The organism is Roseixanthobacter glucoisosaccharinicivorans (assembly GCF_043195095.2).
GTDB lineage: Bacteria > Pseudomonadota > Alphaproteobacteria > Rhizobiales > Xanthobacteraceae > NCEH01.
This window is the reverse complement of the sequence record NZ_CM195538.1, coordinates 3502024-3526927: the sequence shown is the minus strand read 5'-3', so window position 1 is coordinate 3526927 and position 24904 is coordinate 3502024. Positions and strand designations below refer to the sequence as shown.

The 24904-nt window shown below is 66.5% G+C and carries 21 protein-coding genes; 12 read left to right on the top strand and 9 right to left on the bottom strand.

Annotation, left to right across the window (positions count from 1 at the left end; genetic code table 11):
- Nucleotides 1-109 precede the first annotated feature (109 nt).
- From V5F78_RS16365 to V5F78_RS16320, 10 genes are all read left to right on the top strand, one after another.
- A complete protein-coding gene (locus tag V5F78_RS16365) occupies nt 110-1330 on the top strand; it encodes a CaiB/BaiF CoA transferase family protein (protein ID WP_394067150.1) in 1221 nt (406 codons plus the stop codon).
- An 81-nt stretch (nt 1331-1411) separates the two neighbouring features.
- Nucleotides 1412-2707: an extracellular solute-binding protein gene (locus V5F78_RS16360; protein WP_394067148.1), complete on the top strand. Its 1296-nt coding sequence runs from the start codon at nt 1412-1414 to the stop codon at nt 2705-2707.
- On the top strand, nt 2704-3621 hold the full coding sequence (locus V5F78_RS16355; RefSeq protein ID WP_394067146.1) for a carbohydrate ABC transporter permease: 918 nt from the start codon (nt 2704-2706) through the stop codon (nt 3619-3621). Before V5F78_RS16360 ends, V5F78_RS16355 begins: the two co-directional genes overlap by 4 nt.
- Nucleotides 3618-4484, top strand: coding sequence for a carbohydrate ABC transporter permease (locus V5F78_RS16350; protein ID WP_394067145.1), 867 nt, complete (start codon nt 3618-3620; stop codon nt 4482-4484). The genes V5F78_RS16355 and V5F78_RS16350 overlap by 4 nt, the downstream gene beginning before the upstream one ends.
- Before the next feature lie 32 nt (nt 4485-4516).
- Nucleotides 4517-5614, top strand: coding sequence for an ABC transporter ATP-binding protein (locus V5F78_RS16345; RefSeq protein WP_394067144.1), 1098 nt, complete (start codon nt 4517-4519; stop codon nt 5612-5614).
- A gap of 56 nt (nt 5615-5670) precedes the next feature.
- On the top strand, nt 5671-6129 hold the full coding sequence (locus tag V5F78_RS16340) for a MaoC family dehydratase (RefSeq protein ID WP_348846738.1): 459 nt from the start codon (nt 5671-5673) through the stop codon (nt 6127-6129).
- Nucleotides 6129-6917 carry an SDR family NAD(P)-dependent oxidoreductase gene (locus V5F78_RS16335; protein ID WP_394067837.1) on the top strand — a complete coding sequence of 263 codons (789 nt, stop codon included), beginning with the start codon at nt 6129-6131 and terminating at the stop codon, nt 6915-6917. Before V5F78_RS16340 ends, V5F78_RS16335 begins: the two co-directional genes overlap by 1 nt.
- 31 nt (nt 6918-6948) lie before the next feature.
- Nucleotides 6949-7914, top strand: coding sequence for a dihydrodipicolinate synthase family protein (locus tag V5F78_RS16330; RefSeq protein WP_394067143.1), 966 nt, complete (start codon nt 6949-6951; stop codon nt 7912-7914).
- A gap of 72 nt (nt 7915-7986) precedes the next feature.
- Nucleotides 7987-8751, top strand: coding sequence for an SDR family oxidoreductase (locus tag V5F78_RS16325; protein ID WP_394067141.1), 765 nt, complete (start codon nt 7987-7989; stop codon nt 8749-8751).
- Between the two features lie 397 nt (nt 8752-9148).
- Nucleotides 9149-10648 carry an MDR family MFS transporter gene (locus V5F78_RS16320; RefSeq protein WP_394067140.1) on the top strand — a complete coding sequence of 500 codons (1500 nt, stop codon included), beginning with the start codon at nt 9149-9151 and terminating at the stop codon, nt 10646-10648.
- Nucleotides 10649-10671: 23 nt separating this feature from the next.
- Here V5F78_RS16320 and V5F78_RS16315 read toward each other — a convergent pair whose 3' ends face one another.
- From V5F78_RS16315 to V5F78_RS16305, 3 genes are all read right to left on the bottom strand, one after another.
- Nucleotides 10672-12072: a class II fumarate hydratase gene (locus V5F78_RS16315; protein ID WP_394067138.1), complete on the bottom strand. Its 1401-nt coding sequence runs from the start codon at nt 12070-12072 to the stop codon at nt 10672-10674.
- 56 nt (nt 12073-12128) lie between these two features.
- Nucleotides 12129-13463, bottom strand: coding sequence for a cation:dicarboxylate symporter family transporter (locus tag V5F78_RS16310; protein WP_394067136.1), 1335 nt, complete (start codon nt 13461-13463; stop codon nt 12129-12131).
- A 78-nt stretch (nt 13464-13541) separates the two neighbouring features.
- Nucleotides 13542-14942 carry a class-II fumarase/aspartase family protein gene (locus tag V5F78_RS16305; RefSeq protein WP_394067134.1) on the bottom strand — a complete coding sequence of 467 codons (1401 nt, stop codon included), beginning with the start codon at nt 14940-14942 and terminating at the stop codon, nt 13542-13544.
- 104 nt (nt 14943-15046) lie between these two features.
- Between V5F78_RS16305 and V5F78_RS16300 the strand changes: the two genes are divergently transcribed.
- Complete coding sequence (locus tag V5F78_RS16300) at nt 15047-15790, top strand: GntR family transcriptional regulator (RefSeq protein ID WP_394067132.1); 744 nt, start codon at nt 15047-15049, stop codon at nt 15788-15790.
- Nucleotides 15791-15866: 76 nt separating this feature from the next.
- The gene (locus V5F78_RS16295; protein WP_394067131.1) at nt 15867-16373 is read left to right on the top strand and encodes a DUF1993 domain-containing protein; all 507 of its coding nucleotides are present in this window, start codon (nt 15867-15869) and stop codon (nt 16371-16373) included.
- A 34-nt stretch (nt 16374-16407) separates the two neighbouring features.
- Here the strand turns inward: V5F78_RS16295 and V5F78_RS16290 are convergent, their stop codons facing one another.
- From V5F78_RS16290 to V5F78_RS16265, 6 genes are all read right to left on the bottom strand, one after another.
- Nucleotides 16408-18141, bottom strand: coding sequence for a methyl-accepting chemotaxis protein (locus tag V5F78_RS16290; protein ID WP_394067129.1), 1734 nt, complete (start codon nt 18139-18141; stop codon nt 16408-16410).
- Nucleotides 18142-18342: 201 nt separating this feature from the next.
- The gene (gene pstB / locus V5F78_RS16285; protein WP_394067835.1) at nt 18343-19158 is read right to left on the bottom strand and encodes a phosphate ABC transporter ATP-binding protein PstB; all 816 of its coding nucleotides are present in this window, start codon (nt 19156-19158) and stop codon (nt 18343-18345) included.
- Nucleotides 19159-19423: 265 nt separating this feature from the next.
- The gene (gene glpK / locus V5F78_RS16280) at nt 19424-20923 is read right to left on the bottom strand and encodes a glycerol kinase GlpK (protein WP_394067126.1); all 1500 of its coding nucleotides are present in this window, start codon (nt 20921-20923) and stop codon (nt 19424-19426) included.
- Nucleotides 20924-21885: 962 nt separating this feature from the next.
- Complete coding sequence (gene glpD, locus V5F78_RS16275; RefSeq protein WP_394067124.1) at nt 21886-23412, bottom strand: glycerol-3-phosphate dehydrogenase; 1527 nt, start codon at nt 23410-23412, stop codon at nt 21886-21888.
- Nucleotides 23413-23425: 13 nt separating this feature from the next.
- A complete protein-coding gene (locus V5F78_RS16270; protein WP_394067122.1) occupies nt 23426-24421 on the bottom strand; it encodes an MDR family oxidoreductase in 996 nt (331 codons plus the stop codon).
- Between the two features lie 269 nt (nt 24422-24690).
- The gene (locus tag V5F78_RS16265; RefSeq protein WP_394067120.1) at nt 24691-24876 is read right to left on the bottom strand and encodes a hypothetical protein; all 186 of its coding nucleotides are present in this window, start codon (nt 24874-24876) and stop codon (nt 24691-24693) included.
- Nucleotides 24877-24904: the final 28 nt, after the last annotated feature.

The following is a 24904-nucleotide window of genomic DNA, read 5'->3' as shown; positions in this document are numbered from 1 at the left end:
CCTCGAGGTCCATAAGGGTTGACAGCCTCTCAACCCATTTCTATCCTGAAATCGTTTTCAGAAGTAGCCCCGATGCGAGGGCGCAAAAAAATCAAGTGGGAGCGAGGCGTTGGACCACCTCAAAGGCATTCGAATCCTCAGCTTCAACCATTTCCTGATGGGGCCGGTGGGCATCCAGCAGCTCGCAGACCTTGGCGCCGATGTGATCGCCGTGGAATCCACGGAGGGTGCCTTCCAGCGCAAATGGGGTGGCGCCAACAAGGATGTGGCGGGACAGACCATGCTGCTGCTCGCCGGCAATCGGAACAAGCGCAGCCTTGCCTTGAACCTGAAGGATAAAAAGGGCCTCGCCATCGCCCGTGAGCTGATCGCCACGGCCGATGTGGTGGCGGAGAATTTCCGCCCCGGCGTCATGGATAAGCTGGGTCTTGGCTATGAGGCCGCCAAGCGGATCAAGCCTGATATCATCTATGCTTCGGCCTCCGGCTATGGCGCGGACGGGCCCTATGTGAACAAGCCGGGGCAGGATCTCATCATCCAGGCCATGTCCGGCCTTGCCACCATTACCGGCACCCGGGAGCACGGCCCGCGGGCGGTGGGCGTCTCGGCGGTGGACCATCACGGCGCGGCCCTGTTCGCCAACGGCATCATGGCGGCTTTGCTCGGCCGCATGCGGACCGGCAAGGGCTGCAAGGTGGATGTCAGCCTGCTGTCCGCCGCCATCGACCTGCAGCTGGAATCCTTCACCTGCTATCTCAATGGCGTCCGCCCGGATGATGTGCGCCAGCCGGGTAATATCTCCGGCTGGTATTACGGTGCACCCTACGGCATTTATCCGACGCAAGACGGCCACATCGCCATTTCGCTCGGTTCGCTCGATGCCCTCAGCGCGGCGCTGGAGATCCCTGCGGACCAGCGGGTGGCCGATGCCCAATGCTATACGCATCGCGACCAGGCGACGCCGGCGATCGCGGCGGCGCTTGCCGCCCGCACCACCGCGGATTTGGTGGCCATTTTCGATGCTGCAGGCATCTGGCATTCGCCGGTGAACGATTATCCGGCCGTGGTGGACGACCCGCAGGTGCGCCACAACCAGAGCTTCCAGACCATCACCGGCGCCACCGGCGATCCGATCACCCTGGTCACCCATCCGATCCGCTATGACGGGCAGGCGCCGCAGATCAAGCTCCCGCCGCAGCCCCTCGGCGCGCAGACCGCCGATATCCTGGAAGAGATCGGCTACGACGCTGCCGCGATCGCGGATCTGCTGGCGCAAGGCATCGTGGGCGCGCCCGCGAAAGTCGAAACGGCGGAGCCCGCCTGCGCCTGAACCGCCGCGCATCGCTTCACAATAACGACGTCACACGACCGGGAATCCGGCGAGACACTTTGGCTTCGGGGAGGAGCAAACATGAGTATATGCAAATCGTTGCGCCTATTGGCCGGACTCGGGCTGGCGGCGGGCCTTTCGGCCCTCGCGCCCAGCGCGGCCTCGGCCGCGACGGATCTGACCATCTGTTACATGAACCATCCGGTTCAGACCGCAAATCTGGCGATCCTGGAAAAATGGGCCAAGAAGCAGGATATCAACCTGACCAAGACGCCCATGTCTTATTCGATCTACCTGCCCAAGATCACGCAGATGCTGGCGAACAACTCGACCGGGCAATGCGACATCATCTGGCACAATGACGATTGGGGCCAGGATTGGGCTCAATACCTCGTCTCCACCGACGATATTCCCGAGATCAAGAACGTGGCTGAAGGCCAGCTCGAGCCCTTCTTCAACGAGAAGGGACAGCCGACCACCGTGCCGATGGCCACCACCGCCGGCATCTTTTTCTATCGCACGGACCTTGTCTCCGAAGCGGAGGTGCCCAAGACCTGGGATGATCTGGTGAAGGTTTCCCAGAAGCTTCAGAAGGAGGGGAAAGTAAAATGGGGTTTTGTGGGCGGAATGTCGTTCACGAACACCTTCTTCAGCTTCTGGTGGTCGCTCTGGAACAATAATTGCGACGTCTATGCGCCCGCCTATGAGCGCGACAATGCCGTGCTCTCGAAGAATGGCTGGAAGCCCATGACCGCCGACGCCTGCCAGGTGCAGACCGCCGAATTCTGGTGGGATGCCCTGCACAAGAACAATATCAGCCCGCCCGGCATGTCCACCTATTCGCGCGATGAGGCGAATGCCATCTTCCAGGCTGGCGATGCCGCCTTCACGGTGGCGGATTCCACCTTGCTCGGCACCTATAACGATCCGAAGAAATCGAAGGCGGCCGGCCATGTGGGCATGGCGCGCTTCCCCCAGGGACCCATGTCGAAGGAACACCGCTCCTGGATCGACATCTGGGGCTGGTCGATCCCCAAAAGCGTGCCGCCGGAGAAGCAGAAGGCCGCCAAAGCCCTGCTCGGCGCCATGATGACCGATTACGACGGCCAGATCGCCCAATGGGAACAGACCGGCGGCCCCCCGCCCAACAGCAAGGTCTGGGCCATGCTCGACAAGTCCGACCCGGTGTGGCGGCAGGTCAAGGGCATTCTGTTCGACTCCGCCCATGTGCATGACGCTTATTACTTCCGCAACTGGGCGGTGGTGCATAAAACCTATTCGGATATTCTGGTCAAGGCCGTCACCGGCGCGCGGGAAGACATTCCCAAGGTGCTCACGGAAGGCGCGCCGGCGATCCATCAAGGGGCCATGCGATGAGCATGGCGCCGGCCAGCGCGGCCCATCGGCCGCGCCTGCTCGCGGAGAAGGAGCGCTTCATGCTCCTTCTCATCGCGCCTGCCGCTTTGGTGCTGCTGTCATTCGAGGTGGTGCCGATCCTCATCGGCATGAATGCCTCGTTCCGCGACTGGTCGCTGGTCAATCCGCAGAAGACCTGGGTGGGCCTACGCCATTATGTCGAGGTCTTCACCGACCCGGTGTTCCTGAAGATCGTGCTGCCGAATACCTTCATCCTGATGGTGTCGTCGGTCTCCTTGTCTCTGGTGTTCGGGCTGGCGCTCGCGCACCTGCTGAAGAGAAAGTTCTTCGGCCACTTCCTGATCCAGACCGTGGTGCTCCTGCCGCTGACCATCGCGCCGGTGATCACGGCGACGATGATGCGCTGGTCGTTCAACGATCAGTTCGGCATCCTCACCAATCTGCTGGCGGTGATCGGCGTGCCGCAGATCGGCTGGCTCTCCGAGCGCTGGCCGAGCTTCATCATCATCATCCTCACGGATGTCTGGATCTGGACCCCCTGGTTCACCATCATCCTCCTGGCGGCGCTCCAAGGCCTGCCCAAGGAGCCCTATGAGGCGGCGCAGATTGATGCCGCGAGCAAATGGGGCATCTTCACCCACGTCACCTTGCCGCTGCTGCGGCCAGTGATCGCCGTGTGCGTGCTGATCCGCGCCATCGATGCGTTCCGCACCTTCGATCAGGTGTGGGTGCTCACCGGCGGCGGGCCGGCGCGCAGCACCGAGGTGTTCTCCGTCTATGCCTATGTGGAGGCGTTCGTGAATCTCGATCTCGGTCGCGGCGCCGCGGCGGCGGGCGCAGGCGCCATCATCATGCTGGCGGTGGGTCTCGGCCTCTATGCCATCGTCAACCGCGCCATGGAGGTTTCCCGATGAGCCTGTCGTTCGCCGTCTCCTCCACCGGCCCCCGCGCCCAGGCGAGCGGCTTTCTGGGCCTGCTCGGCGTCGCCGGCCGGCGGGTGTTCTTCGCGCTCGTGGTGATCGCGATCCTGATGATTTTCATCGGGCCGGTGGCGATCCTGCTGCTCACCTCCGTGCGCCCGCCCTCGGGCGTGTATTACATCTGGCGCGGATGGGAATTCACGCTCGATAATTTCGCCGAGGTGCTGGCGCAGCCGGTGGTGCTGCACTCCATGTGGAACAGCTTTGTCCTGTCCTCCATCGCGACGGTGGCTTCGCTCGGCGTCACGGTGGGCAGCGGCTACATGCTGTCGCGCTTCACCGGACCCATTCAACGCAGCTGGTTCGGCATTATCTATGTCTTCCGCACCGTGCCCTATATCTCCTGGGTGCTACCGCTCTATTTGGTGACGACCAATCTCGGCATCTACGATACTTATCTCGGACTGCTGCTGCCGCACGTGGCGGTGCATGTGTGCTTCTTCTCCTGGATCATGAAGGGCTTCTTCGACAGCATCAGCCCCTCCATGGAGCATGCGGCGCTGATCGACGGCTGCACCCGCTGGGGCGCGTTCCGCCGGGTGGCGCTGCCGTCCGCCATGCCGGGCATCGCGGCGCTCGCCATCCTGTCCTGGCTGTGGACCTGGAACGAGTTCCTGTTCGGCCTCATCCTCACGGCGCAGCGCACGCCGGTGATCACCGTCACCATGGCGCAGTTCGTCACCGAGACCGGCACCGAATGGCATCTCATGAGCGCGACCGCCGTGCTCGCCATGCTGCCGGCGCTGCTCATCACGATCTTCGGACAGAAATACGTCGTCCGCGGCCTGCGCATGTAGGCCGAACGGGCGCATCAGGGAGGATTTTTCCAATGGCCGAAGTCATTCTGAAAGATGTCTGCAAGACCTACGGCTCGCTGCATGTGGTGAAGGACGTGAGCCTGCATATCCAGGATCGCGAATTCCTGGTGCTGGTGGGCCCCTCGGGCTGCGGCAAATCCACAACCCTGCGCATGGTGGCGGGTCTGGAGGGCATCAGCACCGGCACGATCCAGATCGGCAGCACGGTGGTCAACGACCTGCCGCCGAAGGACCGGGACATCGCCATGGTGTTCCAGAACTATGCGCTCTACCAGCACATGACGGTCTACGACAATCTCGCCTTCGGCCTGCGCAACCGCAAGGTTTCCGAAGACAAGATCAAGCAGGAGGTGATGCGGGCCACCGAGATCCTCGGCCTCGGCCCGCTGCTGGCGCGCAAGCCGCAGCAATTGTCCGGCGGCCAGCAGCAACGGGTGGCGCTGGGGCGCTGCATCGTGCGCCACCCGCAAGTGTTCCTGTTCGACGAGCCGCTCTCCAACCTCGACGCCAAGCTGCGGGCGCAGATGCGCGTGGAGCTGAAGCGCCTGCGCGAGCGGGTGGAGACTACCTCCATCTATGTCACCCACGACCAGGTGGAAGCCATGACGCTCGGCGACCGGGTTGTGGTGATGAAGGATGGCTGCATCCAGCAGGTGGGAACGCCGCTCGACATCTACAACCGACCGAAGAACCGCTTCGTCGCGAGCTTCATCGGTGCGCCGGCCATGAACTTCCTGCCGGTGGATATCGTCCAGAAGGGCGATTTCTTCCACGCCGAGGCGCAGGACTTCTCGATCCGCCTGCCGCCGCAGCGCGCCGCGATGTTCGCCCGCACCAACCGCCGCCCGGTGACGCTCGGGGTGCGGCCGGAGCAGGTGTGCTTCGGCCAGTGCCCAGCCGGGCATGAGACCGCCTTCTCAGCTCCGGTGGAAGTCACCGAGCAACTCGGCGCGGAAATGGTGATTGGCGTGCGCGCGGGCGACACGCTGATGATGGCCTCGCGCATCGCCCCCGAGGCGCCCATCGCCGTGCACGACCATGTGCCGCTCTGGCTCGACCCGCGCGGCCTGCATTTCTTCGATCGCGAGAGCGAGGAAGCCATCAACTGACGGGCGCTCGCTTGAGGGCCATTCCCGCCGCATTTCTTATGGTTGAGGACCAAGACATGACTGTGATGCACGCCAAGGTGGGCGACAAGGTGAAGTTCTCCAAGACCGTCGGCGAAAGCGACGTCTATCTGTTCGCCGGTATTACCGGGGATCTCTCCGGAAACCATGTGGACGACGAGTTCATGAAGAACTCCATGTTCGGCCAGCGCATCGCCCATGGCGCGTTGCTGGTGGGCTACATGTCCACCGCATCCACACGCATGATCGAGAAGAGCCTGGAGCAGGGCATCGATTCGACCCCGGTTTCGCTCGGCTATGACGGCATCCGCTTCATCAAGCCGGTGTTCTTCGGCGACACGATCCACGTCGCCTATACCATCAGCGAAGTGGATGCCGAGCGCCGGCGCACCCTCGCCCAGGTGGATGTCACCAACCAGCGCGGCGAGACCGTCGCGGTCGGCAAGCACCACATGAAGTGGACGCAGAACGCGCAGAGCGCAGAGCGGGCCGCGTGATGGCCGAAGGCGAGCAGGCGCGGCCGCTGGCGGGGCGCGCAGCCATCATCACCGGCGGCGGCGCGGGCATCGGGCGCGCCATCGCGCTGCGTCTGGCGGCGGATGGGGCACGCGTCGGCGTGGTCGATCTCGATCCGCAGGCGGCCGCGCACACCCGGGATCTGATCGTCGCAGCGGGCGGCGAGGCAGCCTCCGCGCGCGCCGATGTCGCCGAAGCGCAGGACATCGGCGATGCCATCCATGCGCTGCGCGATAGCCTCGGGGGGCTCGACGTGCTGGTGAACAATGCCGGCATCATGCGCCTCGGCGCCATCGCCGATCTGCCCAAGGCCCATTGGGAGGCCATGTTCCGCATCAATGTGGACGGCATCTTCCATGCCTGCCAGGCGGCGGTGCCGCTCCTCACGCAGGAGGGCACCGGGCGCATCATCAACATGTCGTCCTGGCTCGGAAAGTCCGGCAAGGCGTTCTACGGCGGCTATTGCGCTACCAAGTTCGCCATCCTCGGCCTCACCGAGAGCTTGGCGCTGGAACTGGCGCCGCGCCGCATCACGGTCAATGCCATCTGCCCCGGCATCATCACCGACACCGCCATGCGGGCGCGCGGCGAGGAAGACGCGCTCCGGCTCGGCCTTGAAGGCTCGGACAAGCGCGTTGCGGCGATCCCGCTCGGCCGGCTCGGCATGCCCGAGGATGTGGCGGGCGTCGCAGCGTTCCTGGCCTCCGACGCGGCCGCCTACATGACCGGACAAGCCCTCACCGTCGCCGGCGGCCTCTGGCGCCATTGAACCCACTCAAACCTCCACAGGAGTGCCGAACATGCCCCGTTTCAAGGATTACGTGCCCCAGGGCGTCATTCCCGCCACCTTGCTCGCGCTGAACGAGGATTTCTCCATCAATGAGGGCGAGACGCGCCGTCATCTGCGCGACGTCGCCGCCGTGGACGGGCTCTCCGCCATCACGGTCAATGGTCATGCCTCCGAGGTGCACGCCTGCTCGTTCGAGGACCAGAAGCGCATCCTCGCCGTCTCGCTGGACGAGATCGGCGGGCGCCTGCCGCTGATTTCCGGCGTCTATGCGGACGGCACGGCGGAAGCGGCGCGCCTCGCCCGCATGGGCGCGCAGGAAGGCGCGTCCGCGCTGCTGGTGTTCCCGCCGAACACGCTGTCCATGGGCGGGCACCTGCGCCCGGAAATGGCCATCGCGCACTACAGCGCCATCGCCGATGCCGCGCCCGACCTGCCGATCATCTGCTTCGCCTATCCTGAGGCCTCGGGCGTTCACTACCCGTTCGACACTTTGCTGAAGCTGTTCGAAAAGGTGCCGAGCATCCGGGCCATCAAGGATTGGTCCAACAATCCCATGCTTCATGAGCGCCATATCCGCACCTTCCAGGCGCTGGCGAAGCCGGTGAACGTGCTGACCACGCACTCCTCCTGGCTGATGGCCTCGCTGACCATGGGCTGCAACGGCCTGCTCTCCGGCGCCGGCAGCGTGATCCCGGACCTTCAGGTGGCTTTGTGGCGGGCCGTGCAGGCCGACGATCTCGCGCTCGCGCAGGAGATCAACGACCGCATCTATCCCCTGGCGCAGGCTTTCTACGCGCCCCCGTTCCTCGACATGCACAACCGCATGAAGGAATGCCTCGTCATGCTCGGCCGGCAGGAGCGCGCGGTGGTGCGCCCGCCGCTGATGAAGCTGCCGCAAGCCGAACTCGATCGCCTGCGCCGGGCGCTCACCGAGGCGGGTGTCACCCGCGAAGGTGCCCTTGACAGAGCTGCGTGAGCGCATGCGACCTTGCCGGCCGGGGCGCCCCTCCGCGCCTTGGCCGGCAAGACTTTTTCAGACGAGGACACCATGGGTCGGTTGAGCAACAAGATCGCCGTCATCACCGGCGGCGGGTCCGGCATCGGGGCGCGGGCCTGCCTTCTGTTCGCGCACGAAGGTGCCCATGTGACGGTGGTGGACCGCGATGAAGAGGCGGCCTTCGCCACCGCGACCCGGATCGCGCAGGACGGCGGCACGGCCCATGCGGTGCGGGCCGATGTCTCGAACGCGGCCGACATGCGCGCCGCCATCGACGGCATCGCCGCTGCTCGGGGGCGCATCGACATTCTGGTGAACAATGCCGGCTATGGCATTCCCGGCAGCGTTGTCGAGACCGAGGTGGAGGATTTCGACGCGCTCATGGCGGTGAATGTGCGCGGGGTGTTCCTCGGCTGCAAATACGCCATTCCCCACATGGTGCGGCAAGGCGGCGGGGTGATCGTGAACACCGCCTCCGCGGTTTCGACGGTGGGCATCCGCGACCGGGCGGCCTATGTCACCTCCAAGGGCGCAGTGGCGGCGATGACCCGCGCCATGGCACTCGACCATGTGGACCAGGGCCTGCGCATCAATGCGGTCGCTCCCGGCACGATCGAATCGCCGTTCTTCGACGAGATGTTCCGCACCAGCCCCGACGCCGCCGCGCTGCGGGCGGGCCTTGAGGGGCGCCAAGCCATGAAGCGGCTCGGCCGGCCGGACGAGATCGCCAATGCGATGTTGTTCCTCGCCAGCGACGAATCCAGCTTCTGCACCGGCACCCTGCTGGCGGTGGATGGCGGCTGGACCGCCCAATAGCGCACCGCCGCCGAAGCCCGCCGTTCGCCCCCCGCGCGACGGCCGCTGAATGATCACCTCTGTGTGATCGTGCGGCTGGCCGGCCCTGCCACGTGGCACCGATCCACCCGGTCGCCCGCAGGCGAAGCAAGGGCTGGCGGGACATCGGCTGCCGGGTCGATCCCAGGGCAGGGCGCCTCGCGCAAGCCATGCAAAAATGTGCCTTGTGCGCGATGGGACGCAAGGGCTCTTTTGCGCCTGCCGCAGGCTCAGCGCCCGCGCCATATCCATAAGCCTTTGAATTGAAGCGCCCGATTTCCTGCGTTCGATGGTCGCGTCCGAGCCGTTGCGTGCCGGCGACACCTCCCGTTCTCGAACCGGGCTCGGGCATCCTGTTTTTCGCGAGCTAAGATCGCCGATGTCCGTCGAAGTTCCTCAGAGCCACCGCGTCTATCTCGTCGCGTCCATCCTGCTCAGCACGTTCATGGTGGCCGTCGAATCGACCATCATCGCCACCGCCATGCCGAGCATCGTCGGGCAATTCGGCGGGTTCGGCCATTACAGCTGGGTGTTCTCCGCCTTCCTGCTGGCGCAGACCACGACGACGGTGATTTACGGAAAGCTCGCGGACATTTTCGGCCGCAAGCCGGTGCTGATCGGCGGAACCCTGCTGTTTCTCGTCGGCTCGCTGCTGTGCGGCTTTGCCTGGTCCATGGTTTCGCTGGTGGTGTTCCGCCTGCTGCAGGGCATCGGCGCGGGGGCGATCCAGCCGCTGACGATCACCCTGGTCGGCGATCTCTATCGCCTGGAGGAACGCGGCCGGGTGCAGGGCATGCTGGCCAGCGTGTGGGCCGGCTCGGCTGTGGTCGGCCCGCTCGTCGGCGGCCTGCTGGTGGATTATGTCTCCTGGGCCTGGATCTTCTGGATGAACCTGCCCATCGGCCTTCTCTCGGTGGCGGGCTTTGCCTTGTTCCTGCACGAGAAGGTCGAGGCCCGGACCACGCAGATTGATTATCTCGGCGCAGGCCTGTTCAGCGTGTCCATTGCCTCCCTGCTGATCGTCCTGAGCGAGACCGATGGCGCGCTCTCGATCATGGCGGGTTTCGCTGCATTGTTCGTGGTGTTCGGCGTGCTGTTCCTGTGGCAGGAGCGGCGTGCCGCAGAGCCGATCATTTCCTTCGATCTGTGGAAGCGGCGGCTGATCGCCACCTGCAACATCACAGCGCTGCTGGTGGGCATTCTGCTGATCGGCCTCACCACCATCCTGCCGCTCTATGTCCAGGGCGTGCTCGGCTATTCGCCGGTGGTGGCGGGCCTGGCGCTGACCATGCTGATCCTCGGCTGGCCGCTGGCGGTGAGCCAGTCGATGCGCCTGTACCGCGTGTTCGGGCTGCGCCGGGCGCTGCGGGCGGTGAGCCTGATGCTGCCCGCGGGGTGCGCGATCCTGCTGTTCCTGACCCCCACGAGCCATCCGGTGCTGGCCGGCATCGGCTCCTTCGTGGTCGGCATCGGCATGGGCACCACGAGCTTCACCTGCATCGTGCTGATCCAGGAGAGCGTGGAATGGTCGATGCGCGGCAGCGCCACCGCCTCGAACATCTTCGCGCGCAGCCTCGGCAGCGTGCTCGGCGCCACCGTGGTCGGCGCCATGGTCAACCTTGGCCTACTGCATTTCTCCAGCACCGAACTGGCGCAGCGGGTCCATGCGGTGCTTGGCCAGACCACCGGGCTACTGGCCGTGCATGATGATGCGCAGGTCATGGCGGTGTTCGAGCGGGCGCTGCACGTGTCCTTCTGGGGGGTGTTCCTTGTGGCGCTGCTGACGGCGGCGGTGACGTGGCTCATCCCGGTCCGGGTGACGCAGGTGGGCGAGCCGCACGCTGCCGCCGCGTCCCTCGGCGAGCTGGCGGGCGAGTGAGCGTGTGACGCTCCGCCTGTTCCTCACCCGGCCTGCGGCCGCGTCATGAGGGCGGGGTCCACGAGCCGGTCGTAATCCTCGCCCGAAAGATAGCCGAGGGAGATGGCGGCCTCGCGCGGCGTCTGGCCCGCATCGAGCGCCCGGGTGGTGATCTGGGCTACCTTGTCATAGCCGATCACCGGATTGAGCGCGGTGACCACCAGCAGGGCATTCGCGACGTTTTCCGCAAGCCGCGCGCGGTCCACGTCGAGATCTGCAATCAGGCGGGAGGCGAAGATGTGCGCGCTGTCGGCCAGAATCCGGATCGACTGAAGCACATTGTAGATCAGCACCGGCTTGGCGACGTTCAGCTCGAAATTGCCGGAGGCGCCGGCGGCGGTGACCGTGGCGTGGTTTCCCATCACCTGGAACGCCGCCTGCACCACAACTTCCCCAATGGTCGGGTTGCGCTTGCCGGGCATGATGGAGGAGGTCAGCCCGTCGTTGGGTATGATGAGTTCGCCGAGCCCGCAGCGCGGCCCTGAGCCCAGCAGGCGGATGTCGTTGGCGATCTTCATCATGGAGACCGCGACCACGTTCAGCGCGCCCGAGGCTTCCACCAGCGCGTCATGGGCCGCCATGCCCTCGAACTTGCTGGGATTGGGCGAGAAAGTCACGCCGGCAAGGGCGCTCGCTTCCGCGCAGAAGGCGGCATCGAAGCCGACCGGGGCATTGAGCCCGGTGCCGACCGCCGTGCCGCCCTGGGGCAGCACGCACAGGCGGGGCAAGGTGCTTTCGATGCGCGCCATGCCGTTGGCGATCTGCCGCGCGAAGGCATCGAAGGCCTGGCCCATGGTCATGGGCACGGCATCCATCAGATGGGTGCGGCCGATCTTGAGCACGTCCGCGAACGCCGCTGCCTTGATGGTGAGCTGGCCATGCAATTCCGCAAGCGCGGGCAGCAGGCGTGCCCGCAGGTCCTGCACCGTGGCGATGTGCATCACGGTCGGAAAGCTGTCATTCGAGGATTGAGAGCGGTTGACGTGGTCGTTCGGGTGCACCGGCGCCTTGGTGCCGAGCGGCTGGCCCAGCAGCTCGTTGGCGCGGTTGGCGATCACCTCGTTGGCATTCATGTTGGTCTGCGTGCCGGAGCCGGTCTGCCAGATGCGCAGCGGGAAATGGTCGTCGAAGCGGCCCGCCAGCACTTCGCTCGCCGCCGCCTCGATGGCGTCCGCGAGCGCGGGGTCCAGCACGCCGAGGCCGCGATTGGCGCGGGCGGCGGCGATCTTCTGCAGGCCGATGGCGTGGATGAGACTGGCCGGAAACCGCTCCTCGCCGACATCGAACACCGCAAGCGCGCGCTGGGTCTGCGCGCCCCAATAGCGGCCGGCGGGAATCTCCACCGGCCCGAAGGCGTCATTCTCGATACGGGCAGGCTGGGACATGGTGCGACGATTCCGGAAGGGGCGGGGAGACGCGCGGCCTCCCCGATCGTGATGTTTCAGAGAGCGGCTTCGGCGGTGTCGAGCCGGCTGCGCGCCGTTTCGTCGAACTCGCCGGCGAGCTTGGCCACCACCACGGTCGCGACCGCATTGCCGATGACATTGCAGGTGGCGAGCGCGATGGAGAGGAAGCGGTAGACGCCGAAGATCAGCGCCAGCCCATCCACCGGCAGGATGCCCGTTGCCGTCACGGTCGCCGCGAACACCACGAACGAACCGCCGGAGACGGTGGCCGCGCCCTTGGAGGTGAGCAACATGATGGCGAGGATGCCCAGCTCCTGCTCCCAGCTTAGCGGCACGTTGTAGGCGTTGGCGAGGAACACGATGCCCATGGACATGAACAGCGACGTGCCGTCCAGGTTGAAGGCATAGCCCGTGGGCAATACCAGGCCCACCGTCTGCTTGGAGGCGCCATAGAGGGGCAGCTTTTCCAGCAGGCGCGGCAGCACGCTTTCGGACGAGGCCGTGCCGAGCATGATGATGATTTCATCGCGGATGAAGCGCAGCAGATGGAACAGGTTGATGCGGAACAGCGCGCACACCGCCCCGAACACCACGATGATGAAGCCGATGATCAGGACGTAGAAGGCGGCCACGAAATAGGCGAGCGAGATCAGCACCGCCGTGCCGTTGGCGCCGACCGCATAGGCCACCGCGCCGAACGTGCCGATGGGGGCAAGGCGCATGATGATGTGGATGAACTCGAAGAAGGCGGTGGAGATGGTGTTGAGTCCCGCCTCGATGGGCGCGCGCTTTTCCGGCTTCAACGCCATCAGGCCGAAGCCGAAGATCAGCGCGATCACCAGCACCTGGAGCAGTTCGCCGCGGGCAAAGGCGCCGAAGAAATTGTCGGGAAAGATGTTCAACAGGAAGGTGTTGAAGGTGGTATGCGAGCCTTCTGCCGCCTTTGCCGCCGCAGCTGCGCCCTTTGCCGCCGCGGCCGGTGCCGCGATGTGGCCGAGGTTTTTCCCGACGCCGGAGAGATTGCCGAAGATCAGGCCCACTGCGAGCGCGATGGTGGAGACGATCTCGAAATAGATCATCGCCAGCAAACCAACTTTGCCAACCCGCTTGATGTCGCCGGCGGCGACGATGCCGACGACCACCGTGAGAAACACGAGCGGGGCGACGGCAGTCTTGATGAGGCGCAGGAAGATGTCGCCCAGCACTTTCAGCGAGGCGCCGAATTCCGGCCAGATGAGGCCGACGCCAATGCCGAGCACCATGGAGATGGCAACCTGGAAGCCGAGGTTGCCCCAGATGGATTTCTTCGTCTTCGTCGTGGTTCCTGGGGGCGGTGAAACCGTGCCGTCGGTGGTTGCCATCGTGGCCATTGGCGTCTCCCTGAAGATCTGAATTTTACGGTGCGTGGCGTTCTTGTGAGGCCTTGGCGAAATTCGCGCGCATCGCCCTCAGGCGGCGTCGCGCTTCGCGGGTAAGGGGCCGGCGAGCACCCGGTCCACCATGGCACCGGACAGGCCGAGATAATTGGCCGGGTCGCAATGCGCGCGGATGGCCTCCACGCCGCCCAGCGCGGCGACGATCTCCGGCACCTGCGCGAGCAGGTCGGCGAGGTCCTCTCCCCCTTCGATCGCTTTGCGGCAGGCGTCATAGACCACGTCGTGGGCATGCTGGCGGCCGAGCTTGGGCGCCGCCGCCATCATCACCGCCTCGGCCACGATCAGGCCGTGAGTCAGGCCGAGATTGTGCCGCATGCGGTCCTCGTGCACGACGAGACCCGCGAGCATGAATTTCGCGTTCGACAGCGCGGAAGCGGTCAGCAGGAAGCTTTCCGGCAGCGACACCCATTCCAGGTGCCAGGGGCCTGTCGCCCGCTCGAAATCGTGGATCATGCCGTCGAGCATGGTGGCGACGTGCTGGCGCACCGCCTTGGCGGCGGCGAGCATCAGCTCGCTGGAGATGGGGTTGCGCTTCTGCGGCATGGTGGAGGACGCGCCGCGCCCCGGCACGAAGGGTTCGGAAACCTCGCCGAACTCGGTCGCCGCCATGAGCATGACGTCGGTGGCGATCTTGCCCAGCGTGCCGGTGATGAGGCCGAGCAGGCTCACCGCCTCGGCGATGCCGTCGCGCGCCACGTGCCAGGTGATGGCGGGCTGGGCGAGACCCAGTTCCTCGCAATACAGGCGCTGCATTTCAAGCCCGCCCTCGCCGATGGAGGCAAGGGTCCCGGCGGCGCCGGAGAATTCGCCGAGCAGGATGCGCGGGCGCGCCTGGGCGACGCGCTCGATGTGGCGGTCGATCGAGGAGAGCCACACCGCCGCCTTGTAGCCGAACGTCACCGGCAGGGCTTGCTGGAGATGGGTGCGCCCCGCCATGGGCGTGTCGCGGTATTTTTTCGCCATGTCCGCCAGGATGTCGCGCACCGCGCGAAGGTCGCGGTCGACGATGTCGAGCGCGGCGCGGATCTGCAGGACATTGGCGGTATCCATGATGTCCTGGGTGGTTGCGCCCCAATGGACGAAGCCGCCTGCGGCGCCCGCCGCAGCCGCGAGCTGGTGCACCAGCGGCAGAATGGGATAGCCGACGATCTCGGTTTCTTCCCGCAGCTTTTCGAAGTCGATCTGGATGGTGCGGCAGGCGGTGTCGATGGCCTGTGCCGCATCCTTGGGGATGGTGCCTGTGCGTGCCTGGGCGCGGGCGAGCGCGGCTTCCGCTTCCAGATAGCGGCCCACCAGGGCTTCGTCTGTGAACACCGCCCGCATTTCGGCGGTGCCGAACATGTCGCGGAACAAGGCGGAATCGAAGACCGTGCTAGCCAAGGGGCATCCTCCGAAGATTTTATGTTCGTACATAATTTATTGTACCAACATAAAACGGGTGTCAATCGTCTGGCTTGACGAAGGCGGCGCCGGTCGGGCTTTCATGACGTTCCCGAGCAACAAGGAGATTCTCCCCCTTGGAGACGCGATACGCCTACGTCGCCCGTGCCCTCGCGGAAGCGATATCCAGCGGTCGCCATCCCGTGGGGTCCTTCCTGCCGAACGAGTTCGAGCTTGCGGACCAGTTCTCGGTCAGCCGCTCCACGGTGCGGGCCGCCATGCGCGAACTGGAGGCCTCCGGTCTCGTCAGCCGCCGCAAGAGCGCCGGCACGCGGGTGGAGGCAGCGGTTCCAGTCAGCCGCAGCGGCGGTTTCGTTCAAACCCTCGCGACAGTCGAGGCGGTGCAGCAGTTTGGCGTGGAGACGCAGCGCCACACCCAGGACGTGGCGGACGTGGTGGCGGACGTGGAGCTGGCCCAGAAGCTCGGCTGCAAGCCGGGCCAGCGCTGGCTGCGCATCTCCAGCCTGCGCATCGTGCCCGGGGATGTGCTGCCGATCTGCTGGACCGACGTCTACATCGACGGCGCTTTCTCTGACGAGGTGCGAGCCAAGATGGCCGGCCACGCCGGCATCTACAGCACGCTGGTGGAGGAGATTTCCGGCCGGCGCATGCGCGAGATCCGGCAGGATATCAAGGCCGGGGGCATTCCCGAACGTGTCGCCGGCCCCCTAAAGGCGCAGGCGGGCGCCCATGCGCTGGAAATCCGCCGGCAATATATCCTGAGCCCGCAGGACATGGTGGAGGTCTCCATCAGCGTTCATCCCGCCGACCGCTACAGCTATTCCACCCGCCTCACGCGGCAGGAGGCGGGGCCGGCCTGACGGCTTTGTGCTGGGAGCATCGCGTGAAGCGGTCTACAAGTCCGCCCATCAGTCCCCACACGATCAGGCATACGCCATGACAGCACTGTCCATGTACCAAGCCTCGGTTCCGGTTTTCCTGCGCGGGCTCAATGCCCTGCTGGTGGAGCTGGACAAGGGCGCCGCCTTCGCCGAAGAGCGCGGCTTCAAGGCCGAGGCCCTGCCGGCCACCCGTCTCTATCCAGACATGCTGACCCTGGCGGGTCAGGTCCAGCGGGCGAGCGACACGTCCAAGCTTTCCGGTGAGCGGCTCTCCGGCACGGCCGCGCCGAAGTTCGACGACACCGAAACCACCATTCCCGAACTGGTCGAGCGCACCCGCAACACCATCGCCTATCTGGAGAGTCTCGATCCGGCCGCATTCGTCGGCAGCGAGAGCAAGGCGATCACCGTGCGGACCACCACGTTTACCGGCGGCGACCGTTACCTGCTGGACTTTGCCTTGCCGAACTTCTTCTTCCACCTCGCCACGGCCCATGCCCTGCTGCGGCACGTGGGCGTGAACGTGGGCAAGCTGGATTATCTCGGCCCCATTCCGGCCTGAGCCGAGACCACTCTGAGCGCCGCTTCGGCGGCGCTCAGAGCCGATAGGCGGTGCGGAAGCCGCCCCAATGGCGTCCCGCCACATGGATCGGCACATCCACTTCCCGCATCACGACGACCGTGTGGCCGAGGTCGCGGGCATAGACTTGGATCAACTGCGGGTCGGTGTTGCGGGCCGCGAGCAGGCCGGCGCGATCGTCGAAGATGCGCCGGTTCCGGGCGTGAGCCATGTTCCAGGCCCGGTCGCCACGGCGCTGAGGCTGGGCATATTGGGCATTGTGCACCGGCAGGTAGCCGTTGATGTCGACCGCCGCCGCGAAGGAGAGGCTCGTCTCCTCCTTCAGGATCGGCTCCTGGATCGGCGGCAGGATCTGTTCGAGCACGCGCAGGGCACGCACCTCATATTGCACCGGATCGCTGCCCTCGATCGCGCAATAATCGGTGTCGAACAGCGCATCCAGCGTTAGCCGGCCGGTCTTCACGCAATTTTCCAGCGCCCCCGAGATCGCCGCCGCGCCGCGCTGGGCCCGGGCGATGATGGTTTCGTAAGATTTCGCGACCAGGGCGAGATGGGCCGTGATCGCGGGCGCGCCGACCTCCTCGAACGCCAGATGGCAGCCGAGCGGGCTCAGCGCCGCGACATGGCAGGCGAGGGGCGAGAGCCCGGTCAGTTCCAGCACGCAGGCCTGCCCCGCGCGCAAAGTCCCGTCCTGCAAGGCCACCAGCGCTCCGCCGAGGGACAGGTCCACGGTCTTGACGCGCAGGTTCGTTGCGCCGGCGATGATGCGGCCGGGGATTTCCACCGGCCAGCGCGGATGCCGGCGGCGGTTGCCCATCGAGGTCTGCCGCAGCACCGTGAGGAGGTGGCGCGACATTTCCTCGACGCCATGACCCATCGCACTGCTGGCGGCTTCGATGGTCGCGCCGGTTGCGGCGGCTTGGGTCGTGGCGGCGCGGATCGAGCGAGCGCCGGCATCGACATCGTCGGCGAAGCTGCGCGCCAGGTCGGCGGCGTGGCCGATATCGGCGATGCTGTCGGCCTGTCCTGCGACCGCGTCCGCGACCGCCGAGGCAACAGGGCGGATTTCGCCCACCGCCTCAATGACCTGGCTCACGGCGCCGGTGCTGGTTTCGGCGGCCCGCATGAGGCGCTCGATCTTGGCGCCGATCTCGCCGGTGGCGCGGTGGGTGGCGGAGGCGAGGCCCTTGACCTCGCTCGCCACCACGGCGAAGCCCGCGCCGGCCGCTCCGGCCCGGGCGGCTTCGATGGAGGCGTTGAGGGCGAGCAGGTTGGTCTGCCCTGCGATATCGGCGATGAGCGACACCACGGCCTTGATCTCGCCGATGGCGGAGCGCAATTCAACAATTGCCTCAGAGGCTTGGGATGCGGCTTCGCCCGCGCGATTGGCGAGCGTGTCAGAGGTGTGGGCCTGCCGGCCGATCTCGTCATTGGTCGTGGCGAGGGCGCTCAGGGCTGCGGTGAGCTCCGCCGCGCTGGTCCGGGCCTGTTCCGTTTTTCCCGCAAGATGGTCGCTGTCGTGGCGGATGGCCTCGGTGCCGCTCACGCCGTCGGCGCAGGCGCCGGCCATCTGCCCAGCGGTCTCGGCGAGGCGCGCGCGGGCTCGCCGAATATCGGCCTCGATCAAGGAGATAAGGCTATCGGAGGGGGCAGCCTCCGGTGCGGGTTCGGGGGCGGGAGGCGCGATTTCGAGCGGCCGGACGGGTTCGTCCGCATCCGCCGAAAGCTTACGGAGCAAGGCTCCAAACATCGCATGCCCCTTCCGCGCTAGGAAACGCCGGCACCGGAGAGCGGCAGACTCCCGGGGATGGCCGACGATGATCGTCCCGATTGTCCCGGGGCCGGCTTGCGCGGACATTGCATTGCGCCATACGGCGCCCAAAAAATTCAATAAACCTTTGTATTAAAGAGAGTTATGGCACGAGGGCTGTTCGCGCTTTCGGGCGTCCGCCTAGCCGAAGCGGCCGGTTATGTAGCGACGGGTGCGTTCGTCGACCGGGGTTGTGAAGATCTGTGCCGCAGGTCCGAATTCGATAATCTCACCCAGATACATGAAGGCCACGTATTCGGAAACGCGCGCTGCCTGCTGCATATTATGGGTAACGATGACGATCGTATAATCCGCTTTCAATTCGTCGATGGTCTCCTCGATCTTCGCCGTCGTCAGCGGATCGAGCGCGGAACAGGGTTCGTCCAGAAGGATGACTTCCGGTTTTACCGCGATGGTTCGCGCGATACACAGGCGTTGCTGCTGGCCACCCGAGAGGCTCAGCCCGCTTTGGGGGAGGATGTCCTTGACCTCTTCCCATAAAGCCGCCCGCCGCAAGGCGTCTTCGACCCGGCCATCTAATTGAGATTTCGAGAGATCTTCGTTCAGCCGCAGGCCGAGGGCAACGTTGTCATAGATCGACATGGGGAACGGGGTCGGCTTCTGGAACACCATGCCGATCTTTGCCCGCAAAGCGATGGGATCGACCGCGTGGGACAGGATATCCTGCCCATCCATGAAGATGGACCCGGTCACGTGCTGGTCCGGGTACAGATCGTACATGCGATTGAGGATGCGCAACAGCGTCGATTTCCCGCAACCGGACGGCCCAATGAAGGCCGTCGCCTTGTGTTTATAGATCGGAATACTGATGTCCTTGAGTGCAGGATCCTTTCCATAGCGAAAATTCACATGGCTGATCTGAAGCTTTGCCTCCAATTTCACGCTTGGCTCCGGCGCCGGGGGTACGGACGTCGCCACAGCGTCGAGCGAGGACAGGGCGCGGGGGGCGGCTTTCGGGAAGAGCGGGGGACGGGCGTGTGAAGACATGATTTCGATACCATCGCGAGGTCTGGGGCAAAGGTTACCCCGCGTGCCGCTCCGATGTCTTTGCGCCATGTCACGTCATAAAAATGCAATATAATGGCGTTGCTTCGCCGCTTCTAACTTGAATTTCCGAGACATTACGCCATTTCAACGCGCGATTTCGCCCAATATTCCGCGCGCCATATTTCGGCGAGCCGAAGAGTGCGGAAATCCACGGTCATGTTGCCGATTTCGGCGCGAGGCACGCCACGGCTGCCTCCCATGCGGCGAGCCGGACGGCGCGGGCGGCTTCGCTCATCTGCGGGGCGAAGCGCCGGTCCAGCTGCCAGCGCGCGGCGAACGCCTCCGGAGTGGGGAAGAGGCCGCAACCGAGGCCGGCGAGATAGGCCGCGCCCAGCGCTGTGGTCTCCTGCACCACCGGCCGGTCCACCGGCGCGCCGAGCAGGTCGGCGAGCCGCTGCATGGTGAAATCGGAGGCGCTCATGCCGCCGTCGACCCGCAACACGGTCTCCTCGCCATGCCCGCTCCAGTCGGCACGCATGGCGGTGATGAGGTCCACGGTCTGGAAGCACACGCTCTCCAGCGCCGCGCGGGCAAGCTCCTTTGGCCCGGTGGCGCGGGTGAGGCCGAACAGGGCGCCGCGCACGTCCGGTCGCCAGTGGGGCGCGCCGAGGCCGACGAAGGCCGGCACCAGGATCACGTCCTGCTCCGGGTCGGCGGCGGCGGCGAGCGCGCCGGTCTCGTGCGCATGGGCGATCACCCCGAGCCCGTCGCGCAGCCATTGCACCGCCGCGCCGGCGACGAAGATCGCCCCCTCCAGCGCATAGGTGCGCCGCCCCTCCAACTGATAGGCGATGGTGGTGAGCAGGCGGTTGCGCGAGGCGACGGGCGTCGCCCCGGTGTTGAGCAAAGCGAAGCAGCCGGTGCCATAGGTGGATTTCACCATGCCCGGCGCGAAGCACGCCTGCCCCACCATGGCCGCCTGCTGGTCTCCCGCCATGCCGCAGATGGGAATGGCCGCGCCGAACAGGGCGGCGTCCGTGGTGCCGAACAGGCCGGAGCTGTCGCGCACCTGCGGCAGCAAGGCGGCGGGCACGCCGAACAGGGCGAGCAGGTCCGCATCCCAGGCGCCGGTGTGGATATCGAACAGGAGGGTGCGCGCGGCATTGGTGGCGTCGGTGGCGTGCACGCGGCCGCCGGTGAGGCGATAGAGCAGGAAGGCGTCTACCGTGCCGAAGGCCAGTTCCCCGCGCTCGGCCCGCGCCCGCGCGCCGGGCACCTCATCGAGCATCCAGGCGATCTTGGTGGCGGAGAAATAGGGGTCGATCAGCAGGCCGGTCTTCGCGCTCACCATGGGCCCGTGGCCTTCGGCCTCCAGGCGCGCGCACACGGGCGCGGTGCGGCGGTCCTGCCAGACGATGGCGCGGTGGATGGCTTCGCCGGTGGCACGATCCCAGATCAGCGTGGTCTCGCGCTGGTTGGTGATGCCGATAGCGGCGATATCGCCCGCCCCGGCGCCGGCTTGTGCCAGGGCCGCGCGGCACACCTTGAGCGTGGTGCCCCAGATGTCCTCCGCCTCCTGCTCCACCCAGCCGGAGGCGGGATAATGCTGCGGCACCTCCTCCTGCGCCATCGCGGCGACGGAGGTGTCGGGCCGGAACAGGATCGCCCGCGAGGACGTGGTGCCCTGGTCGATGGCGAGGATATAGGTGGCCACGTGCGCTCCCCCCGGGGTCTTCTGGTTCCCGCGACCCTAGGCGACTCGCGCCGGTGGAGCCACCGCCCGACCAGCTCGCGACGCACTGCCCCTGCCGTGCGCCGGAACTCGCGGGTCTCCTCCCTCCCCCCTTGAGGGGGAGGGGTGGGGAGGGGGGTCTGATGCCGCGAACACCCTATCGCCGGTCGCGCGGCGCGATACCCCCCTCCCTGACCTCCCCCGCAAGGGGGGAGGGGATACGGCAAGGGGCGAGGGGTGGCAGGGCGCGGCGAGGGGGGAGGGAGGTCCGCTGCCCGAACACCCCCTCGCCGGTTGGGCGGCGCGATACCCCCCTCCCTGACCCTCCCCCGCAAGGGGGGAGGGGACGCGGCAAGGGGCGAGTTCAGGGCGAGGAGGCAGGGCGCGGCGAGGGAAAGCTTAAGGGCAAGCGTTGGAGGGGGCGGCGAGGGCGTTGCATCGCCGGTGAGGTGTCGCCGCTGCATGTGGTCGGAACGCGAAGGGTCTCCTCCCTCTCCCCTTGTGGGGGAGGGTGGGGAGGGGGGTCTGCTGCCGCGAACACCCCATCGCCCGGACGGGCGGAGAGATGCCCCCCTCCCTGTCCCTCCCCCGCAAGGGGGGAGGGGACGCGGCAAGGGGCGAGTTCAGGGGCGAGGAGGCAGGGCGCGGCGAGGGAAAGCTTAAGGGCAAGCGTTGGAGGGGGCGAGGGCGTTGCCCCGCCGGTGGGGTGTCGCCGCTGCGTGTGGTCGGAACGCGAAGGGTCTCCTCCCTCCCCCCTTGAGGGGGAGGGGTGGGGAGGGGGGTCTGCTGCCGCGAACACCCCATCGCCGGTCGGGCGGAGAGACACCCCCCTCCCTGACCCTCCCCCGCAAGGGGGAGGGGACGCGGCAAGGGAAGGGACAGCTCAAGGGAAAGCGTTGGATGTCTTCAGCGGGAGAGGCGCTGCCTTGCCGTGGAGCCGGATCTCACGCCTCCCGCCGCGCCAGCATATAATCCTCCAAGGCCCCCGCCTGCTCGGCCGAGACCCGCAGCCCGAGCTTGGAGCGGCGCCAGAGGATGTCGGCGGCGCAGCACGCCCATTCCGCGTCCATGAGGTAATCCACCTCTCGGGCATGAAGGTTCGCGCCGAAGCACGAGCCAAGGTCCGCCGGCGTGGCGACGCCCTCCAGCAGGCGATCGGCGCGGGTGCCATAGGCGCGGGCGAGACGGCGCAACAGGGCGGGGTCGAGGGCGGGATGGCGCCGTGCGAGGTCCCCCACCAGGGCATCGAACCGCGTCTTTTCGAAATCGCCACCGGGCAAGGGCGCGGTTGCGGTCCAGGGGTGCGCGGTCCAGGGGCGCGCGTCGCGCGCGGGGGTGGGCAGATGGGCGTGCAGCTTTGCCAGCGCGCTTTCCGCCAACCGGCGATAGGTGGTGATCTTGCCGCCGAACACGCTCAGCACAGGGGCTTCACCATGCGGCGCATCGAGCACCAGCACATAGTCGCGGGTGGCTTCCTGCGCCTTGGTTGCGCCGTCGTCATAAAGCGGGCGCACGCCGCTATAGCTCCACACCACGTCCTTGGGCGAAACAGGCGTGGTGAAATATTCGCTCGCCGCCGCGCACAGATAGGCGATCTCGGGCTCGCTCGCGTGCACGTCCTCCGGCGCGCCGGCATAATCCTGGTCCGTGGTGCCGATCAGGGTGAAATCGCCCTCGTAGGGGATGGCGAAGATGATGCGCCCGTCGGCATTCTGAAAGATGTAGCAGCGGTCATGGTCGAACAGGCGCGGCACCACGATGTGGCTGCCCTGGACCAGCCGCACATGGGCGCGCTCGTGGAGGTTCAGGGTGTCGAGCACATGGGAGACCCACGGCCCGCCGGCATTCACCAGCGCCCGCGCCCGCACGCGCTCCCGCACGCCGCCGCGCTCGGTCTCGATCACCCACAGCCCGTCCGCCCGCGCCGCGCCCACCACCCGCGTGCCGGGGCGGATGTCGGCGCCGCGCTCTTGCGCATCGAGGGCGTTGAGCACCACGAGGCGGGAATCCTCCACCCAGCAGTCGGAATATTCGAAGGCGCGGGTGAGAGCGGAGCGCAGCGGCGCGCCGGCCGGGTCGCGCGTGAGATTCAGCATGCGCGAGGGCGGCAGCAGCTTGCGGCCGCCGAGATGATCATAGAGGAACAGGCCGAGCCGCAGCATCCAGGCCGGGCGCAGGCCAGGCAGATAGGGCAGCACGAAGCGCAGCGGCCAGATGATGTGGGGCGCGAGGCCCCACAGGATCTCCCGCTCCATCAGCGCCTCGCGCACCAGGCGGAATTCGTAATGCTCCAGGTAGCGCAGCCCGCCATGGATCAGCTTGGTGGAGGCACAGGAGGTGCCGCTGGCGAGGTCGCCCTGCTCGAACAGCACCACCGATGCCCCGCGCCCCGCCGCATCTCGGGCGATGCCGCAGCCATTGATCCCGCCGCCGATGACGGCGACGTCGAACGGGGCGTTGGCCTCTTCCATGGCGGGGCGGCGATCAGCGGGCGACGTCGATGACGATGCGTCCGCGCACCTGTCCGGCCAGGATCTCCTGCGCCAGCTCCGGCAGGCGCGACATGGGTTCCACTCGCGTCATGGCGGCGAGCTTGTCCCGGTCGAGGTCGCGGGCAAGGCGCGCCCAGGCGTTCGCGCGCCGGGCGGCGGGGGCCATGACGCTGTCGACGCCCAGCAGCGCGACGCTGCGCAGGATGTGCGGCAGCACCGTGCCCGGCAGGTCGGCCCCGCCGGCGAGGCCGCAGGCCGCCACCGCGCCGCCATAGACGGTCTGGGCGATCACGTTCACCAGGGTCATGGAGCCGACCGAATCCACCGCGCCTGCCCAGCGCTCCTTCTGCAACGGCGCGCCCTTTTCGGCGAGGCTCGCCCGGTCGATGAAGGCGCTGGCGCCGAGGGCGGCGAGATAGTCATGGGTGTCGGGCCGGCCGGTGGAGGCGGTGACGTTGTAGCCCGCCTTCGCCAGCAGCGAGACGGCGGTGGAGCCGACGCCGCCGGCGGCGCCCGTCACCAGCACTTCCTTGCCGCCGGGCTGGATGGCGCCCCAGGCCACGAGCGAATCCACGCAGAGCGCCGCCGTATAGCCGGCGGTGCCGATGGCCATGGCATCCTGGAGGCTGAAGGCCTCCGGGAGGCGCACCAGCCATTGGCTCTTCACGCGCTGGAAGCGGGAATAGCCGCCCCATTCGGTTTCCGAGAGGCCCCAGCCGTTCACCACCACCTTGTCGCCGGTGCGCCATTCGGGTGAGCGCGATTCCACCACCGTGCCGGCAAGGTCGATGCCGCCGACCAAAGGCGGCTTGCGGGCGATGCGGCCCTTGCCGGAGACGGCGAGGCCGTCCTTGTAATTGAGCGTGGAGAAAGCGATCTCCACCAGCACGTCATGATCCGGCAGGTCGGAAAAGGTGAGCTGCTTGAAGCTGGCCTTGGGCTTACCGGCCTCATCCTCGATCACAAGGGCGGTGAAGGTGTCGGTCATGACGCTCTCTTGGCTGTTTCCCGGTTGGGGATTTATGGGCGGGCCGGGCGGCGGGCGCCATCCCCTTTCTTGCGGCCACGCTCCGCTTTTGCCTCGGAAAACAGCGTCGACGGCCCGCTGCGCGGGTGCGCATTTCCCAACCCTCCAGGCCATGCGCGCGCGATCCGGGGCGTGAACAAAAGCGCCTCCGGCAGCGGGTGCGGCCGGAGGCGAAGGGGAAGCGGCGTGCGTCGATCAGGGCAGAGCGGCGTGCGCCGCGCCGGGCGCGGTCAGCGGCGGTCGATCTTCTTGCGTTCCACTTCCGGGAACACCCACATGGCGACCACCATGAAGAGGCCCAGGAACGCGACCGCGTATTTCGGCGTGGTCTGCCCGAGATGGGCCTGCAAGGCATAGCCCGCAGCCGTCACAAGCAGCACGATGATCGAGAGGCCGAACTTGATGTGAAAGGGCATGGCCGTGGTCCTTCGAGGAAAGCTCTTG

Bases quoted from the DNA above. Each gene is read 5' to 3' on its own strand.
- V5F78_RS16360 (WP_394067148.1), top strand. From the start codon at position 1,412: ATGAGTATATGCAAATCGTTGCGCCTATTGGCCGGACTCGGGCTGGCG.
- V5F78_RS16355 (WP_394067146.1), top strand. From the start codon at position 2,704: ATGAGCATGGCGCCGGCCAGCGCGGCCCATCGGCCGCGCCTGCTCGCG.
- V5F78_RS16350 (WP_394067145.1), top strand. From the start codon at position 3,618: ATGAGCCTGTCGTTCGCCGTCTCCTCCACCGGCCCCCGCGCCCAGGCG.
- V5F78_RS16345 (WP_394067144.1), top strand. From the start codon at position 4,517: ATGGCCGAAGTCATTCTGAAAGATGTCTGCAAGACCTACGGCTCGCTG.
- V5F78_RS16340 (WP_348846738.1), top strand. From the start codon at position 5,671: ATGACTGTGATGCACGCCAAGGTGGGCGACAAGGTGAAGTTCTCCAAG.
- V5F78_RS16335 (WP_394067837.1), top strand. From the start codon at position 6,129: ATGGCCGAAGGCGAGCAGGCGCGGCCGCTGGCGGGGCGCGCAGCCATC.
- V5F78_RS16330 (WP_394067143.1), top strand. From the start codon at position 6,949: ATGCCCCGTTTCAAGGATTACGTGCCCCAGGGCGTCATTCCCGCCACC.
- V5F78_RS16325 (WP_394067141.1), top strand. From the start codon at position 7,987: ATGGGTCGGTTGAGCAACAAGATCGCCGTCATCACCGGCGGCGGGTCC.
- V5F78_RS16320 (WP_394067140.1), top strand. From the start codon at position 9,149: ATGTCCGTCGAAGTTCCTCAGAGCCACCGCGTCTATCTCGTCGCGTCC.
- V5F78_RS16315 (WP_394067138.1), bottom strand. From the start codon at position 12,072: ATGTCCCAGCCTGCCCGTATCGAGAATGACGCCTTCGGGCCGGTGGAG.
- V5F78_RS16310 (WP_394067136.1), bottom strand. From the start codon at position 13,463: ATGGCCACGATGGCAACCACCGACGGCACGGTTTCACCGCCCCCAGGA.
- V5F78_RS16305 (WP_394067134.1), bottom strand. From the start codon at position 14,942: ATGTACGAACATAAAATCTTCGGAGGATGCCCCTTGGCTAGCACGGTC.
- V5F78_RS16295 (WP_394067131.1), top strand. From the start codon at position 15,867: ATGACAGCACTGTCCATGTACCAAGCCTCGGTTCCGGTTTTCCTGCGC.
- V5F78_RS16290 (WP_394067129.1), bottom strand. From the start codon at position 18,141: ATGTTTGGAGCCTTGCTCCGTAAGCTTTCGGCGGATGCGGACGAACCC.
- glpD (WP_394067124.1), bottom strand. From the start codon at position 23,412: ATGGAAGAGGCCAACGCCCCGTTCGACGTCGCCGTCATCGGCGGCGGG.
- V5F78_RS16270 (WP_394067122.1), bottom strand. From the start codon at position 24,421: ATGACCGACACCTTCACCGCCCTTGTGATCGAGGATGAGGCCGGTAAG.
- V5F78_RS16265 (WP_394067120.1), bottom strand. From the start codon at position 24,876: ATGCCCTTTCACATCAAGTTCGGCCTCTCGATCATCGTGCTGCTTGTG.